General features: G+C 33.6%; 16 protein-coding genes. 8 read left to right on the forward strand and 8 right to left on the reverse strand.

Annotated features, from left to right (window positions below):
• Nucleotides 1-21: 21 nt before the first annotated feature.
• From EL247_RS01080 to bamD, 3 genes are read right to left on the reverse strand one after another with little or no spacing between them, the layout of a single operon-like run.
• Nucleotides 22-636 carry a ribonuclease HII gene (locus EL247_RS01080; RefSeq protein WP_104745477.1) on the reverse strand — a complete coding sequence of 205 codons (615 nt, stop codon included), beginning with the start codon at nt 634-636 and terminating at the stop codon, nt 22-24.
• Complete coding sequence (gene lon, locus EL247_RS01085; RefSeq protein ID WP_104745478.1) at nt 623-3,040, reverse strand: endopeptidase La; 2,418 nt, start codon at nt 3,038-3,040, stop codon at nt 623-625. The genes EL247_RS01080 and lon overlap by 14 nt, the downstream gene beginning before the upstream one ends.
• Nucleotides 3,041-3,049: 9 nt before the next feature.
• Nucleotides 3,050-3,718, reverse strand: coding sequence for an outer membrane protein assembly factor BamD (gene bamD / locus EL247_RS01090; RefSeq protein WP_005022007.1), 669 nt, complete (start codon nt 3,716-3,718; stop codon nt 3,050-3,052).
• Nucleotides 3,719-3,979: 261 nt separating this feature from the next.
• Between bamD and fliW the strand changes: the two genes are divergently transcribed.
• The 7 genes from fliW (at nt 3,980) to EL247_RS01125 (ending at nt 11,532) form a co-directional block, all read left to right on the forward strand.
• Nucleotides 3,980-4,411 (forward strand): flagellar assembly protein FliW, encoded by a 432-nt coding sequence (gene fliW, locus EL247_RS01095; RefSeq protein WP_005022009.1) that lies wholly within the window; start codon nt 3,980-3,982, stop codon nt 4,409-4,411.
• Nucleotides 4,412-4,423: 12 nt separating this feature from the next.
• Nucleotides 4,424-5,164 (forward strand): pyrroline-5-carboxylate reductase, encoded by a 741-nt coding sequence (locus EL247_RS01100; RefSeq protein WP_104745479.1) that lies wholly within the window; start codon nt 4,424-4,426, stop codon nt 5,162-5,164.
• Nucleotides 5,161-6,051: a tRNA (adenosine(37)-N6)-dimethylallyltransferase MiaA gene (gene miaA / locus EL247_RS01105; protein ID WP_104745480.1), complete on the forward strand. Its 891-nt coding sequence runs from the start codon at nt 5,161-5,163 to the stop codon at nt 6,049-6,051. The genes EL247_RS01100 and miaA overlap by 4 nt, the downstream gene beginning before the upstream one ends.
• Before the next feature lie 78 nt (nt 6,052-6,129).
• Complete coding sequence (gene selA / locus EL247_RS01110) at nt 6,130-7,488, forward strand: L-seryl-tRNA(Sec) selenium transferase (RefSeq protein WP_104745481.1); 1,359 nt, start codon at nt 6,130-6,132, stop codon at nt 7,486-7,488.
• Entirely contained in the window at nt 7,478-9,301 is a 1,824-nt protein-coding gene (gene selB, locus EL247_RS01115) for a selenocysteine-specific translation elongation factor (protein WP_126441920.1), read from the forward strand. The genes selA and selB overlap by 11 nt, the downstream gene beginning before the upstream one ends.
• On the forward strand, nt 9,295-10,299 hold the full coding sequence (locus tag EL247_RS01120; RefSeq protein WP_104745483.1) for a nitrogen fixation protein NifS: 1,005 nt from the start codon (nt 9,295-9,297) through the stop codon (nt 10,297-10,299). Before selB ends, EL247_RS01120 begins: the two co-directional genes overlap by 7 nt.
• A gap of 3 nt (nt 10,300-10,302) precedes the next feature.
• Nucleotides 10,303-11,532: a molybdopterin molybdotransferase MoeA gene (locus EL247_RS01125; protein ID WP_104745484.1), complete on the forward strand. Its 1,230-nt coding sequence runs from the start codon at nt 10,303-10,305 to the stop codon at nt 11,530-11,532.
• A 31-nt stretch (nt 11,533-11,563) separates the two neighbouring features.
• On the opposite strand, the gene EL247_RS08600 is transcribed toward EL247_RS01125, so the two are convergent.
• Nucleotides 11,564-11,764, reverse strand: coding sequence for a helix-turn-helix domain-containing protein (locus EL247_RS08600; protein ID WP_104745505.1), 201 nt, complete (start codon nt 11,762-11,764; stop codon nt 11,564-11,566).
• A gap of 249 nt (nt 11,765-12,013) precedes the next feature.
• Between EL247_RS08600 and EL247_RS01135 the strand changes: the two genes are divergently transcribed.
• The gene (locus EL247_RS01135; RefSeq protein ID WP_172594041.1) at nt 12,014-12,871 is read left to right on the forward strand and encodes an FkbM family methyltransferase; all 858 of its coding nucleotides are present in this window, start codon (nt 12,014-12,016) and stop codon (nt 12,869-12,871) included.
• Nucleotides 12,872-13,144: 273 nt separating this feature from the next.
• Here EL247_RS01135 and EL247_RS01140 read toward each other — a convergent pair whose 3' ends face one another.
• From EL247_RS01140 to ribH, 4 genes are read right to left on the reverse strand one after another with little or no spacing between them, the layout of a single operon-like run.
• Nucleotides 13,145-13,798 (reverse strand): hypothetical protein, encoded by a 654-nt coding sequence (locus tag EL247_RS01140; RefSeq protein WP_104745485.1) that lies wholly within the window; start codon nt 13,796-13,798, stop codon nt 13,145-13,147.
• A gap of 20 nt (nt 13,799-13,818) precedes the next feature.
• Nucleotides 13,819-14,508, reverse strand: coding sequence for an orotidine-5'-phosphate decarboxylase (gene pyrF, locus EL247_RS01145; RefSeq protein WP_104745486.1), 690 nt, complete (start codon nt 14,506-14,508; stop codon nt 13,819-13,821).
• Nucleotides 14,505-14,951 carry a transcription antitermination factor NusB gene (gene nusB, locus EL247_RS01150; RefSeq protein ID WP_104745487.1) on the reverse strand — a complete coding sequence of 149 codons (447 nt, stop codon included), beginning with the start codon at nt 14,949-14,951 and terminating at the stop codon, nt 14,505-14,507. The genes pyrF and nusB overlap by 4 nt, the downstream gene beginning before the upstream one ends.
• Nucleotides 14,951-15,421 (reverse strand): 6,7-dimethyl-8-ribityllumazine synthase, encoded by a 471-nt coding sequence (gene ribH, locus EL247_RS01155; protein ID WP_054198136.1) that lies wholly within the window; start codon nt 15,419-15,421, stop codon nt 14,951-14,953. Before ribH ends, nusB begins: the two co-directional genes overlap by 1 nt.
• Nucleotides 15,422-15,425: the final 4 nt, after the last annotated feature.

A 15,425-nucleotide genomic window follows, 5' to 3' on the forward strand; every position in this document is an offset into this window, starting at 1 on the left:
CTTTATTTTGTTTAAAGTATATTAAATCAAAAAGAGATTTTCTTTGGTAAAAATTTTGATTTTATAGCTTTTGCGATGTTCTTTGCAGTAACCAAAGTCCAAAATAGCCTTTAAGTGGTCTTTGGTTCCATAGCCTTTGTGGGATTTGAAGCCATATTGCGGATAAAGATTGTCTAATTTTACACTTTCTTTGTCTTTTGCATTTTTGGCTAGAATGCTTGCTGCGCTAATTGATGGAATCTTAGAATCACCTTTAATGAGTGTTTGTAGGGAATGGATTCCAAAGTTGCAATTACCATCAAAGAGATAATGTGGGGCTTGTAGGTTTGTTGAGATTTCTTGTAGAGATTCTTTGATACATAAACTAAGCCCTTTTGTATCGATTTCTTCTGCGCTTTTTTTGACAAGATGAAATTTGGCGTATTTTTGAATCTGTGGGGCTAGGTTATCGCGCGTTTTTTGAGAGAGTTTTTTGGAATCTTGAAGTTGCTCTAAGAGGATTTTTGGGAAAGTGGGGGTTAAAATTACTCCGCAAACAAAAAGTGAGCCACCAATGCAACCTCTCCCTGCTTCGTCAATGCCACAGATTTCAAGAGGATTGTAAAGTGGCAATTCTAAAAGATTATTTTGTTTCAAGGATGTATTTTAAAACCTCTCTGAAATCTTCTACGGGGTGAATTTTGACATTTTCTTTTACTTCATCTGGAATCTCGTCCATATCGCGTTCAAAGTTTTTCTTAGGGATTAAGACTTCTTTGATGCCTGATTTGAAGGCGGCAATGAGTTTTTCTTGCAATCCTCCAATGGGCAAAACTTTTCCTCTTAAAGTGAGTTCGCCTGTCATTGCAAAAGAGCTTTTTATCGGGCGATTTGAAAATAAAGAAGCAATAGCGCTACCAATAGCTATTCCAGCACTTGGACCATCTTTTGGCGTTGCCCCTTCTGGAACATGCAAATGGATATCAAATCGATTATAAATTTCACTGCAATCCACTTGTATATTTTCTTCTTGTTCTTTGTGGGTTAGCGGAATGAGTTTTTTATCGATTTTCAATTCTTTGCTATCGATTAAAGACTTGATGTGAGAATAAGCGATTTTTGCACTTTCTTTCATTACATCACCTAGATTTCCTGTAAGGTGCAATCCGCCTTTGCCTTTGATTTTGAGTGCTTCAATTTTGAGTACATCTCCCCCAACGCTAGTCCAAGCCAATCCATTGACAAGCCCAATTTCGTTTTTTTTGCCAACATTTTCAAATTCAAAGACGATTTTATCAAGATATAAGGGGAGATTTTTTGTGGTGATGGTAATTTTTTCTTGCGGATTTTGCAAGATTTCTTTTGCCACTTTGCGTAAGATTTGTGCAATTTTTCTTCTAAGATTTCTTACCCCTGCTTCTCTTGTGTATTTTTCTACAAGGGTTTTAATAGCTTGAGTATTGAAGCTCACTTCAGAGGGTTGCAAGCCATGTTTTTTAAGTTCTTGAGGGATAAGATATTTTTTTGCAATTTGCTCTTTTTGGTGAGGTGTGTAGCTTGTGATATTGATAAATTCCATTCTATCACGCAAAGGGGCTGGAATCGCACCAATATCATTTGCGGTGGCTATAAAAATCACTTGTGATAAATCCAAATCAAAATTAGTGTAATAATCCCTAAATTCTTTGTTTTGTTCTGGGTCTAGAATCTCTAGCAAAACAGAAGAAGGATCTCCACGGAAAGAATTGTGAATCTTGTCAATCTCATCTAAGACAACCACAGGATTCATTTCTTTTGCATCAATTAAGCCTTGAACGATTCTACCGGGCATTGCTCCAATGTAAGTTCTACGATGCCCACGCAATTCATTGACATCTTCTAAACCACCTAGTGCGATTCTGACAAGCTTTCTTTTAAGAGCGGTGGCAATGGAATTTGCAAGGCTTGTTTTACCCACTCCAGGAGGTCCATAAAAGCAAAGAATAGTTCCTTTATTTTCGGTATTTGCTTTGCCTCTTAAAGAGAGAAGTTCGCGGACTGCAAAGTATTCTACAATGCGTTCTTTAGGCTTTTTTAGCCCATAATGGTCTTTATTGAGCTGCTTTTCTACTTCCTCGATTTTGAGTGGCTTTTTTGAATAAGCACCAAAGGGTATTTCCAAAACTAATTCAATATAATTTTGCAAAAGATTTGCATCAGCACTATCTTGGTGCATACGAGAAAGCTTGTTGATTTGTTTATTGATTTCTTTGTAGGCACTTTTGCTCATAGAATTTTTTAGTTTTTCAAGTTTTTGTTTATATTCTTGTATTTCAGTTTCTTTGTTGTTATCTCCACCAAGCTCTTTTTGAATTTGTTTGAGTTGTTCTTTGAGAAAATATTCTTTGTTGATTTTTTCCATTTGAGAATTGACTTTGGTTTTGATTTCTTTTTGAATCTGTTGAGCTTTGATTTCTTCCATCACAATATCAATTAAGCTTAAAAGCCTCTCTTCTGGGTCATTTTCTTTCAAAATCTTATAGGCTGGGTCTTTTTTCAATCTTATAGCACTTGCAATTAAATCAGCTGCGCGATTTGGGTCTGTTGTTTCATTGATGCTTCTTAACAAATCTTGCGAAAAATTTTGTGAAACATTATAAAGATTGCGTAATTTTTCTTTCAAAACAGAGAGAATTGCATCAATCCTATTAGGGTCAAAACTCTTAGATAAAATAGGAGCAATTTTACCCATTAAGGGAGATTCTGAGGTAACTTGCAAGAGATTCCCTCGACTTAATCCTTGGAAAAGAATCTTGATGCGTCCATCAGGAAATGCAGTGTGTCTCATGATTGTTCCAATCACTCCAACATCATAAAAAGATTCTGTATTTTCTTCTTCTTTTGAACTTAGAGTGGTAATAAAAACAAGCCTATCTTCATTTTGCATAGCCATTTCAATGGATTTTAGATTTTCTTCATTGGTAATAAAGAGTGGAGCTATCATAAAAGGATATAAAAACATATCTTCTTCCAAGATAATAGGAAGATTTTTTGGGAATTTTCCGTAACGTTCTAACTGCATTAATGAATCCTACCATTCAAAAATTTTTTGATACCAAGGAGAGCCTGCTTCTTTGTAAAAGACATCTTTTACCCATTGATTTTCATCAATTTTTTGTTGATAATATTCTGCTGCTTGTTGCTTATCTTTTTTGTTATAAAGTTTGATAATTTCTTTATTGAGGCTCAAATTGGCAAGTTCTAATTTTAACAACATTGTATCTACCATTGGGCGATAACGCGAGTAAGGGTATTTTTGGCTAAAATCTTGAGCTTCTTGGATAGATTTAGCAAGTAATTGTTGGTCGCGAAATTGTTTGGCAAAAGCAAAATAATTAGCTTGCAATTTTAAAAATTTGATAAAATCAATGTTTTGTTCATTCCCAAAACGCTTGGTGTATTCATCAAAATAAAAAGCCGCCAAAAGATACTCTTCTTCTTGCATATGAGCACGCCCTAGTATTAGCATAGCCTCACTCAAAAGAGGGGAGTTTAAATGCTCACTTTGAAGAGAAGTAAAGTAACTATCGGCTTTTTCTAAATCCCCATTACGAATTTCTTTAAGCATACTTTGATACCAATAATCCGCAGGTTTATTGACTTCATCAAGAGCTAATCCACTATTGCTTTTAGAAGAGCAAGCGCCAAAAAGTATTATGAAACTAAGAAAGAAAAAAAAGAATTTTAAAATATTTATCACAAAAATCCTTTGTTTATTGTATTTACTTTGAAGTGTTAATGCTATGATATTGCTATCCAAACATTTAAACACCAAAAATATATGTATGAATATTCTAATTATAGCGGATTTGTTGTATAACTTTTATAAAATTACATTGATTTTTTGTTTTTATTGCGATAGAATTAAATTTTTAGAAATTTTATGATTTATAAACTTTGGTATAATTCTTAAAAATATTTTTTGAGGAAATATAGATTTTGCTCTATGGAAGGATGAGGTATGGAATTTGTAGTGAAGTCTCCGATTTTAGGATTTGAACATATCCAAAAGATGAAATTAGAAAAAATCGCTAAAGATGATGATACTTTTATGCAATTAAAAAGTTGCGAGAATGATGGAATTTCATTTACTTTGGTGAATCCCTATGCAATGCGTTCAGATTATGAGTTTGAAATTCCTTCACCTATTAAAGCACTCTTAGAGCTTAAAGGCAAGACGAATATAGATCCTCAAAATTCCAAATTAGTAACTTTAAATATTGTTTGCATCAAGGATCCTATTGAAGAATCTACCGTGAATTTCTTGGCTCCTGTGCTATTTAACTTTGAGAATTTAACAATGGCACAAGTTGTGCTAGAAAATTTTAAATATGAAAATTTTGGACTTTCTGAACCTATTTCAAAATTCTTTGATTTTAATAAAACAGAATAATTATAGTCTTTTATGAAAAGTCTTATTTTATTGGGTTATGGCAAAATGGCAAGAGCTTTGGCTCTTGGGCTAAAGGGCAAGTTTGCTTTGTATGTTGGGGGTAGAGATTCTCACAAGATTCAAGAGTTTTGTAAAGAATTGCAGCTTAGTGTATTGCCACAAACAGACAATACAATTGATATTGAGAGCAAAGAAATTTTACTTTGCGTAAAACCTTATGCTTTGGGGCAGTTTAGGTTTGTTGGTAAAGCAAAATGCGTTTATTCGATTTTGAATGCCGTTTCTTTGGAAACATTAAAAAAATCTATTCAATCGCAAAATTATATTCGTGCCATGCCAAATGTTGCTGCAAGTGTGGGTAAATCTATCACGAGTCTTTGTGGTGATGAAGGCTATAAAAACGAGGCATTAGAAATTTTTGATTCTATTGGGAGAAGTGTTTGGATAGATGAGAAGATGATGCCAATAGCAGCCGCTCTTGGTGGTTGTTCGCCTGCATTTTTGGCACTTGTAGCAGAATCAATGATAGATGCTGGAGTTGTAAATGGACTCCCTCGTCAAGAAAGCACAAAAATCGTTAATGGATTATTTGAAGGCTTTGCTGCGTTATTGCAAGATACACATCCCGCACTTTTAAAAGAAAGCGTAATGAGTCCGGGAGGTTCTACTGCACAGGGAATTTCTAGTTTGGAAAAAAATGCTTTAAGGAATGCTTTTTTTGAAGCGATTTTAGCTTCTAAGAATTTTGCTTGAAAACTTTTGCTATTTTAGGCAGTAGTGGTTCTGGGAAAACTGCTTTATCCTTAGAGATTGCACAAGAAAAGAAATGTGCGATTCTTTCTTTGGATTCTTTGAGTGTCTATCGGGAAATTGATATTATCTCTGCAAAACCTACAAAAGAAGAAATGCAAGGTATTTGGCATTTTGGAATTGATATTTTAGAGCCTATACAACCACATAATGTGCAAATTTTTATTCAAGAATACCAAAGGGCAAAATCACATTGTCAAGAAACTAATAAAAATCTACTGATTGTAGGTGGGACAGGTTTTTATCTAAAAATGCTGCTTGATGGACTTTCTTGTTTTCCTGCATTTGATAAACAAAAAGTTGATTTGCAAATACAATTGTTGGGCAATTTAGAAAGTCAATACGACTTTTTGTGCAAAATTGATTCTATTTATGCTGCAAAACTAAAGCCCACAGATACTTATAGAATCCACAAGGCTTTGCAAATTTATTTTGCGACACAAAAAAGCCCAACACAATATTTTAAAGAAAACCAACAAACGCCGATTATTCAAGAATGTGAGATTTATGAAATCACTCTAAAGAGAGAAATTTTGCGACAAAAAATCATACAAAGAACGCAAAAAATGCTTGAAAATGGTGCTATTAAAGAGACAGAAAACTTGATTAAAAAATATGGTAAAAATTATCAATGGGCAAAAAGTATAGGGATTAAAGAGATTATAGGATTTTTAGAAAATACTTTGCAAGAAAGCGAATTAGAAAGTTTGATTTCTACCCATACAGCACAACTTGCTAAACGCCAAAGAACTTTTAATAAAACGCAATTTAGAGAGCATTTTTGTGGAGATTCTAAAGAAATATGGAGAGAAATTTCCAAAAAAATATAAAAAATTTTGGCTTTAGTCAAAAATAAAGTAACTTTTTGCTATCGTTACTTGAAATTTTACAATTTAAAGAATTAAGCAATGAATGATATTTTAAGGCATATCCCCAAAACCGATAAATTGCTTTATGCAAAAGAATTTTGTGGATTTAATGTTGATTTGTTAAAAGTGATTATTGTGGATTTTTTGGAATCTTATCGTAAAACTCTTTTGGGCGGAGGGGAGGTTATAGAGATTGATGAATGTATCAATCGTATTAGACAAATTTATTTAAATGCTACACAAAAATCTTTAAAACCTCTTGTAAATGCCACTGGAATTGTTGTGCATACAAATCTTGGAAGAAGTGTGTTTTCTGAGGCAATGTTGGAGGAAATTAAGCCTATTTTGTGCGCTTATAACAATTTGGAATATGATGTGCAAAAAGGTTCAAGAAGTGAGCGTTATATTCATTTGCAAAATCTCTTTGCATTGCTTTTGGGAGCAGAAGATGTTTTGGTGGTCAATAACAATGCAGCAGCAGTTTTTTTGATTTTTAATACTTTTGCAAAAAATAAAGAAGTTATTGTTTCTCGGGGAGAACTGATTGAGATTGGAGGAAGTTTTCGAATCCCTAGAGTGATGGAAGATTCTGGAGCAATTTTAAAGGAAGTTGGGACAACTAATAAAACGCATTTTAAAGATTACAAAGAGGCAATTAGTGCAAATACTGCGATGATTTTTAAAGCACATAAATCTAATTATGAAATTACAGGGTTTAGCAAAGAAGTGGATTATAAAGAGCTAATTGCATTGGCTAGAGAAAATGATTTGTTGGATTATTATGATTTGGGGAGTGGATATTTTGGGCTAAAGGGATTTGAGGGGAATTTGAAAAGGCATGAAATGTCTTTAGAGGAAATTGCAAGTTTAAATCCTTCTTTGGTAAGCTTTAGTGGGGATAAATTGCTAGGTGGAGCACAAGCTGGGATTATTTTTGGTAAAAGGCAATATATAGAGAAATTGAAAGAAAATCAGCTTTTAAGAATGTTGCGTGTGGATAAATTTACCATTGCAATGCTTGAAGCGACATTGTTTGCATACTTGCAAGGGCAATATGAAAAAATCCCAACCTGCAAACTTTTGTTGCAAGATAAAAAAACTTTGGAGCAAAAAGCACAAGAATTATTTGAAAGAATACCCAAAAGTTTTTTGCCTCTTATTCAAGAAACAAAAAGTTATAGCGGTGGCGGAGCGATGCCTAATAAGGCTTTGGAATCTTTTGGGATTGCTTTGAGTTATTGTGATGAACAAGAATTAGAAAGACTTTTACGCAAAGAGGGGATTATTGCAAGGATTGAAAACAAAAAGGTTATTTTGGATGTAAGAACACTTTTGGAGGGGGATAATCAAAAGATTCAAGAAGCACTTTTGAAAATTGAGGGACAATATGCAAGATAATCTAATCATTGGTGTAATGGGGCATATTGATCATGGCAAAACAAGCTTGATTAGGGCTTTAAATGGATTTTGGGGAGATGAGAGGAGCGATGAGAGAGAGCGTGGAATCACCTTGGATTTGAGCTTTTCAAATTTGAGTAATGGTGAGAAAAATATAGCCTTTATTGATGTTCCCGGTCATGAAAAATTGGTCAAAAATATGATTGCTGGTGCATTTGGATTGGATTATGCAATGCTTGTGGTTTCTGCAAATGAAGGAATTATGCCGCAGACATTGGAGCATTTAAAAATTTCAAGCTTGCTTGGAATCCATAATTTTTTGGTGGTATTGAGCAAAATAGATTTGGTGGATAAAAAAAGAATACAAGAGCTAAAACAGGAAATTAAGCAATGTTTTGCAGGATTTGAAAGCTTAAAATATCAAATTTTTGAAGTTTCTATTTATGATAGTGCAAGTATGGAGAATCTCAAAAATTCTCTCTTTATGCTTCCTAAAAGCGTTCATAGGGATTTGGGCTTTTTTCGTTATTATATTGATAGAATCTTTGTGATAAAGGGGTCTGGTTGTGTAGTGAGTGGGACGCTTTTGGATGGAAGTATCACTTTGGAGGATAAAGTGTGGTGTTGTAACCTTGAGAGGCTTTTGGGGATTAAGAATATTCAATGCCATGGAGAATCTGTCCCTTGGGCAAAGAGCGGGCAACGAGTGGCTTTGAATCTTAGTGGAGTGTCCCACAATGAGCTTAAACGGGGAGATTTGCTAACAAAAAAGGGGTATTTAAGAGGATTTGATAGGGTTGAGGTGGCACTTCATCTTTTTGAGGAGATTCCACATAATTTGGAGGCTATGTTTTTTATTGGGGCATTAAAGATGTCTTGTAGAATCTTGTTTTTAGAAGATACCAAAAAATATGCTACTTTAAAGTTTAAAAGTCCTATTTATAGCATTTTTGATGAAAGATTTATTTTGCGTGATGACAATCATACGCTAGGGGGAGGGAGAATCTTAAGCCCTATTGTGGATCCTATGAAAAAGGCACAAAAGCTAACTTTTTTGAAATTTTTAAACCAGCGGGATTTTAAGAGCGCTTTTGAAATTTTATTAAAAGCACACAAAAAAGGTTTAGGATTAATTAGCGCTTTACAGCGTTTTGGAATCTCTCAAAGTGAAGCTTTAGAAATTGCCCAAAAAATAGATAATTGCTTTGTTAGCCAAAAAAGTTTGGTAGTTTATTCAAAAGAGGCAACAAAATTATTAAGAGATATTATTTGTAAAATTTTGGATAAAAATCCTAATGCACTTTTGAGTGCTGCATTGCTTACTCAAAAACAATCTTGGGTGGCAAATGACTTTGCACAGCACATTTTAGATAGTCTTTTGCAAGAAGGGATTTTGTGCAAGAATGATTCTTTTTATGTTGGGGTAGATTCTAAAATTGGCAAAGTGCAAGATTATCTTTATGGCAAAATTTATTCTATCTTGCAACAGCAAGGGTTTGAGCCAATGGCACCTTATAACCTTTATGATATGCTAGATATTGATAGAAAAAGTGGTGATGATATTTATAAGAAATTGACAAAAGAAAAAAAAATAGTGCGTCTTAGCCACAAGCTTTTTGTCTGCACTCAAGCACTCACACAAATTCTAAATGAGATGAGAAATATCATCAAAAAAGAAGGTTATTTGGATTTAAATAATTTCAAAGAGTATTTTAATCTTAGTCGCAAATACCTTATTTCATATTTGGATTATTTGGATAGTTTTAGTGATATTGAAAATACAGGTGGTAAAAGGATTATAAAATCATGCTAGATTATCTGCAAAACCCTCCCATTAATTCAGAATTAATGCAAAAACTTATTGCTTCTAAGCAGCCAAATTATTTGGCTATTACACCTAATGCGTCAGAAAAAATATGGAGAGAAAATCAAGCTTTAAGCGATTATTTGGGTTGCAAAATAGCTCGTCCTTTTAGTTTTAATTTGGAGAGTTTTTATTTTTTGCTTACCAAATTGACGCTTAAGTATAAGGTTGCAGTTGTGCTTTCTTCTCATCAAATGCTTTATGGGGCGTATTTATCTTTAAAAGAGAGGGATTCTATTATCCCCTTGATTCCTGATAAAAAAAGCGGTCAAATTTGCATTAAAGAGGCTTTAGAAAAGGGGGCAGAATGTTTTGTTGTGCCTTATTTGAATGAAGATATTTTGACTTCTAATTTTCACTTAGATAAAGAATTAAAAGAAGTTTTTAGCATTTGGGATATTAGCTATGCACTTGCACTTAGGTTGCCTTTGCCTCAAAATGCAAATTTACTACTAGCAAATGGAGAAAATTTGGGTTTAATGCGTCCTTTTGGGGTAATGTTGTCCAAAGAAGCTGAACTTGGAGAGTTTGCTTTGTATTTGGAAATTGAAAATTTATATCAAGTTTTCTTAGAAGCAATCAAAAAACAAGAGATTCCTAGCTCTAATCAAGCAGAAAAGTTTTATTTGGCATTAAAAGAGATTTTGGGAGATGATTGTTATGCTTTTTTTGAAACACCAAATAATACTTTGCCTTTGGGGTTACAGGGGATTAAAGCGAGAAATCTCATTCAAAGTTTGATTTTTGATGGTATTTCTATGATTAATGGGCAAGAATGCCTTTTTGGATTTTCAAAGCCATCTTTTGTGCTGCAAATGATGGGTTATACAGAACAAAAGGCAAGAGAGCTTTTGAGCTTAAGTTTCAAAAAAGAAAACTGCAATATAGAGTGGTTAGCAGAAAAAATTTCTCAAAAGTATCGACAAATTAGATTATTACAAGGATAGAAAATGCAAGCAGTTACATTACAAAAGGCTATCTCTATTTTGCAAGATGCAGCTAGAGGATTTAAGAGAAATAAAGAAATTTTGCCTATTTTGGAAGCGTATGGGCGATTTTTGGCACAAGAAGTATTTTGCAAAAAAGCACTTCCAAGTTTTGATAATGCAGCAATGGATGGATATGCAATAAGAAAAGAAGATATAGGCAGAAGAGTGAAAATAAAAACAACTATTTTTGCTGGGGATTGCAGTGAAGTGGAACTAGCACAAGGGGAGTGTGCAAAAATTATGACAGGTGCTAGATTGCCTAGAGGGGCAGATATTGTCATTCCTTTTGAAGAAATTGTGGGCGGATTTAATCATCAAGAATCCATTGAGATTCCAAAAAAAGAATTTAAAATGGGGGCAAATATCCGAAAATATGGAGAAGAAATAACACTTAATGCGAATCTTTTTGGGGTTGGTGAGGAGGTTTGTGAGAATGTATTGGCAATTCTTGCATCTCAAGGGGTGAGTTATGTAGAGGTTTTTAGGGGGTTAAAAATAGGGGTATTTGCGAGTGGAAATGAGCTAAAAGAGCCTTGGGAGAATGCTAGAGAGCATCAAATTTATAATTCTAATGCAACAATGATACTTGCAATGTTGAAGAGCTTTGGTTTTTGGGGTAGCTATGGTGGAATATTAAAAGATGATAAGCAAAAAATATTAGAAATTTTGGAGTTGCCTTTTGATGTGATTTTTACAACAGGTGGAGCAAGCAAGGGGGAAGCGGATTTTATGCGTGAAGTGCTAGAAGAGGTTGGTGCAGAGATTCTTATTGCTGGAGTGCAAATTAAGCCGGGAAAACCTATTGTGGTGGCTAGAATGGATTCAAAATTTATCATTGCATTGCCGGGGAATCCACTTGCTGGAGCGATTTTGTTGCGTTTTTTGATTGTCCCATTTTTAAAGAATTTAGCGGGAGCAAAAAAACATTTTCCACAAGCCATAAGAGTAAAAAATAAAGAAACTTTTCAATTAAAAAAGAGAATGGACGCAATGCTTGGTGATTTGGGTGTAGAAGGGTTTTGCATAACGCAAAATGGCAAATATACTTCTGGACAAATTTTGCCACTTTTTGAGAGCAGTGCTATTGCATTATTTGGTGAAGAATGTACAGAAGTAAAAGAGGGAGATTTTATTAAAGTGCTTCCTTATAAAATGCTGTGGGGCGAAGTAGAGTGCGATTATATTAATTAGAAAATTAATAAAAAGTGATTTTGGGATTGTTTTAAATCCCTTTGAAAAAATCTCCGATTTCAACTTCTAAAACTTTGGCAATTTTGTAAAGATGTTCTAAATTATAATGAATATTTTTATATCCAGCTTCTGCTCCACCAACTAAAGAGACAGATTTATATCCAATGGCTAAACTTAAATCAAGTTGTGAGAATCCCTTTTCTTTGCGGATTGTTGCGATGTTTTTGGCAATTTTTTATGGAAATTCTCTATCTTTTCTTTGCTGAAATCTTCAAACAATTTTTGCCCTTACTCTATAATTATAGAATGACAAAAAATGATATTAATTTTAAAATATCGTCGCATTCTATGGTGATAGAGTAAAAATTTTATTAAGGCAAAAGATGTTTAAAATTAAGTGTTATGAAAGTGGTTTGAGGGAAATTTATTTTGGGAAGAAAAAGATTTTAAAATTAGAAATTTGGTGCAGGGATTGCGTTTTATGCTAAATAATATTTCAAATAAGATTGATAGTTTGGCAGATTCTCTACATACTGATAATATTCTTAAGAGCGATATACAAGCATATAAGCAAGAAATGCGTGATTTGTATTTGAAACAAAATCAAGAAATGCAGACTTTTATACAAAATCAAAAACAAGAAATAATGCGACATATCAATAATAGAAGCGTTGCTATTAGGCTAGATATGGCTGAATCCCAACAATCCAAAGAGGGGATTTATCATTTTCAATATCTTCTTAGGCGAGCCCACATTGCGGGGAAATATTATGAGATTTTTTATGAATTTTATTTGCAAAACCAAAATGGTAAAAAGGTTGTTTTTGTAGATTGTGGAGCTCATGCGGGGGTATTTAGTGATGTGGCTTTGGCTTGTGGAGGGATTTGCTATGCTTTTGAGCCTAATAAATATCTTTATGCTTTTTTGAGAGATTTATACAAAGGCAATGAAAAGCTTATTTTGTCCAATCAAGCAGTTTCTAATAAAAATGGGAAAACTACTTTTTATAATGGTGTTAATAATGCTGCTTCAGAGGGAGCAAGTATAACTCGAAATTGGGGCGGCAGTAGCTATGAGGTAGAAATGCTAGATTTTTGTGAATTTTTAAAAGATATTATCCAAAAACACCACAAAATTAGCCTCATTAAAATCGATATTGAAGGGGCGGAATTTGATGTATTGGATTCTTTGATTGAGCAGAAGCTTTATGAAAATGTAGAATATATTATGGTGGAAACCCATGAGAGATTCTTTGAAAATCCCAAAGAAAAAATTGAGAATCTCAAAAGTAAAATTGCCAAAAATAATATCCAAAATATTTTTTTGGATTGGATTTAGTGGTGGATTTGGAACTTGTGTTTTAAATTTTGATTGATATTCCGCCTTTTGTCCAAAGATAATGATTGCATAAAGTGTGGCTTTAAAGTACATTTGTAATAAATAATTGTGAATTCAAATGTTTTTAGAGTTGGGTTTCTTGTGGTTTTAAAATGGAGAATGAGCAATTATTGTTTTAGATTCTTTTAATTTTTGGTTGGTATAATTGTAAGCGAAATTCAAGGGGCGACAATACCAAAAGTCTTTTAGGCTACGCCCCACTTCTTTGATTATTTAACAATAATCTAAAAATCTTTCATTGTATGTTTTAATTAAATCATCTAAGAATATTTCTATTTTGTTTGGATTAATGCCGATGTGGGTATTTTTAACTTTTGTAGTTAATCTTGGATAATCAATCCCATTCTTGCTGATTGTTTTTGTTATATTCTCCCAATGATAACTGCGATTGCGTAAATTTTGCAAAAGACTTAAGACAATATCAACTTTTTCGAAATTTTTAAAGTAAGTTTTTCTGCTATCTTTTATCCAAAAATTCCTATTACTAGAATCATAATCCAAAAAGTTAATGTTGCCTAAATTCATTACTTTATTTTGGAATCTCCCTTTTCTTGTAATATGGATTATAGTTCCCAGACTCATACGAGAAAGGTATTGATGATGAGATAGGTAGCTTCCATTGCTATTATTTTCTATTTTTTCTCTAGCTTCAATGATTTTTGCATCTTTAGCATTTTTTATCCATTCATTATTTCTTAAAGAAAGCACACTATCAAGCTTATTCCTAAGAATAATCTCTAATGTGGCAATCTTTGGGGTGATATTGGCTATTAGCTTTAAATTTTCATAATGCTTGTCTATCTCATTATTATAAGATTCCAATCTTTCTTTGGAGAGTAGAATCTTAAAATTTGCTAGCTTGTCCATTGGTTTCCCTTTTTGGACTACTATTTTGCAATCAAAGTAAGGATTTTTCCTACCACTTCTTGTGGATTTTCTGCTTTATAAATCGGTCTGCCAACGACAATAAAATCACTCATTGCTTCTTTGGCATCTTGCAAGGTAGCGGTGCGTTTCTGATCTCCGCTATCTTCACCAAAAGGGCGGATAGCAGGTGTGAGAGTTAGGAAATCTTGTCCTATTTTTTCTTTAATAGCTTTGGATTCCAAACAAGAGCAAACTACCCCATTAATCCCAGATTCATGGGCTATTTTAGCAAATTCTAATACTTGTGATTCTAAATTAGCATGGTAGATTTCATAAAAACTCTCTTGATTGAAGCTAGTAAGTGCTGTAACTGCCATAATAAGTGGGGGATTTTGCATGTGTTGAATGCGTTTTATCACTTCTTGCATTGCTTCTCTTCCACTACTTGCGTGGATTGTTAGCATATCTATGGGTAATTTTGTGATTTCATCAATGCTATCTCCCATTGTGTTGGGAATATCATAAAGCTTTAAATCTAAAAAAATTTTAAAATCCCCGATAGATTTGATTTGATAAAGAAAATCTTTACCATCTCTTATGAAGCTTCTAAGTCCAACTTTTACCCAAATATCTTTGGTGTTTTTGAGATTTTCCAAAAGCTTGAGATTGTCTTTTGGACTTGGCATATCAAGGGCAATGCAAAGTTTCATTGATTTCCTTTTTGGTGAGGTTGATGGGGAGTTTGGGAAGAATCTTGTAGATTTTTGGCTATCCCATCAAGCACTCCATTGATAAATTTTGCAGAGTTTTCATTGCCAAAGCTTTTTGCAAGTTCTAATGCCTCATTAATTGCAATGGCTTTGCTTAAATGATTGAAAATAATTTCATAAACTCCAAGTCTCAAAATGGCTTTTTCCATATCTCCAATTTTTGAAAAATCCCAATCTTTGAGTTGATGAGAGATTCGTAAATCTAGTGCTTCTAGGTTTGCAATCACACCTTCAAAAAGGCTGGTTGCAAATTCTTTTTGGTTGTTTTTGATTTTTTGTTCTTCAAAAATTTCATCTGCAAATTTACTAATTTTTTCATTTCCGCTACCATAGGCATACAAAAGTTGTACAACAACTTCTCTGGCATGACTTCTAGTTGCCATTATGCACCAATCTTGCGATAGAGATTGATAAGTTCAATAAGGCTGCTCATTGATTCAAAGCCTTTATTGCCGGATTTTGTCCCCGCTCTCTCAATGGCTTGTTCAATGCTATCAGTAGTTAAAACTCCAAAAGTAACAGCAGCACCATAGCGGATTGTAACATTTGCAATACCTTTTGTTGCTTCTGCGCTTACATAATCAAAGTGTGGTGTAGAGCCGCGTATAATTGCACCCAAACAACAAACGCCATCATAATTTCCTTGTGCAAGTACTTTTTCTAGTGCAAATGGAATCTCAAAAGCTCCCGGCACCAAAATGTGTGTGAGATTTTCTTCAATTCCTCCATGCCTCAAAAAGCAATCTTTGGCACCCTCGACTAATCTATCGGTAATAAGATGATTAAAGCGGCTTGAAATAATTGCGATTTTTTCATCGCCAAGTAATGATAATTCACCTTCAATAATTTGCATTTTT

Origin of the sequence: Helicobacter pullorum, from assembly GCF_900638355.1 — a bacterium.
Classification (GTDB): domain Bacteria; phylum Campylobacterota; class Campylobacteria; order Campylobacterales; family Helicobacteraceae; genus Helicobacter_D; species Helicobacter_D pullorum.

Bases quoted from the DNA above. Each gene is read 5' to 3' on its own strand.
- EL247_RS01125 (WP_104745484.1), top strand. From the start codon at position 10,303: ATGCAAGCAGTTACATTACAAAAGGCTATCTCTATTTTGCAAGATGCA.
- EL247_RS01100 (WP_104745479.1), top strand. From the start codon at position 4,424: ATGAAAAGTCTTATTTTATTGGGTTATGGCAAAATGGCAAGAGCTTTG.
- selB (WP_126441920.1), top strand. From the start codon at position 7,478: ATGCAAGATAATCTAATCATTGGTGTAATGGGGCATATTGATCATGGC.
- lon (WP_104745478.1), bottom strand. From the start codon at position 3,040: ATGCAGTTAGAACGTTACGGAAAATTCCCAAAAAATCTTCCTATTATC.
- fliW (WP_005022009.1), top strand. From the start codon at position 3,980: ATGGAATTTGTAGTGAAGTCTCCGATTTTAGGATTTGAACATATCCAA.
- nusB (WP_104745487.1), bottom strand. From the start codon at position 14,951: ATGGCAACTAGAAGTCATGCCAGAGAAGTTGTTGTACAACTTTTGTAT.
- ribH (WP_054198136.1), bottom strand. From the start codon at position 15,421: ATGCAAATTATTGAAGGTGAATTATCATTACTTGGCGATGAAAAAATC.
- EL247_RS01135 (WP_172594041.1), top strand. From the start codon at position 12,014: ATGCTAAATAATATTTCAAATAAGATTGATAGTTTGGCAGATTCTCTA.
- selA (WP_104745481.1), top strand. From the start codon at position 6,130: ATGAATGATATTTTAAGGCATATCCCCAAAACCGATAAATTGCTTTAT.
- pyrF (WP_104745486.1), bottom strand. From the start codon at position 14,508: ATGAAACTTTGCATTGCCCTTGATATGCCAAGTCCAAAAGACAATCTC.
- EL247_RS01140 (WP_104745485.1), bottom strand. From the start codon at position 13,798: ATGGACAAGCTAGCAAATTTTAAGATTCTACTCTCCAAAGAAAGATTG.
- EL247_RS01120 (WP_104745483.1), top strand. From the start codon at position 9,295: ATGCTAGATTATCTGCAAAACCCTCCCATTAATTCAGAATTAATGCAA.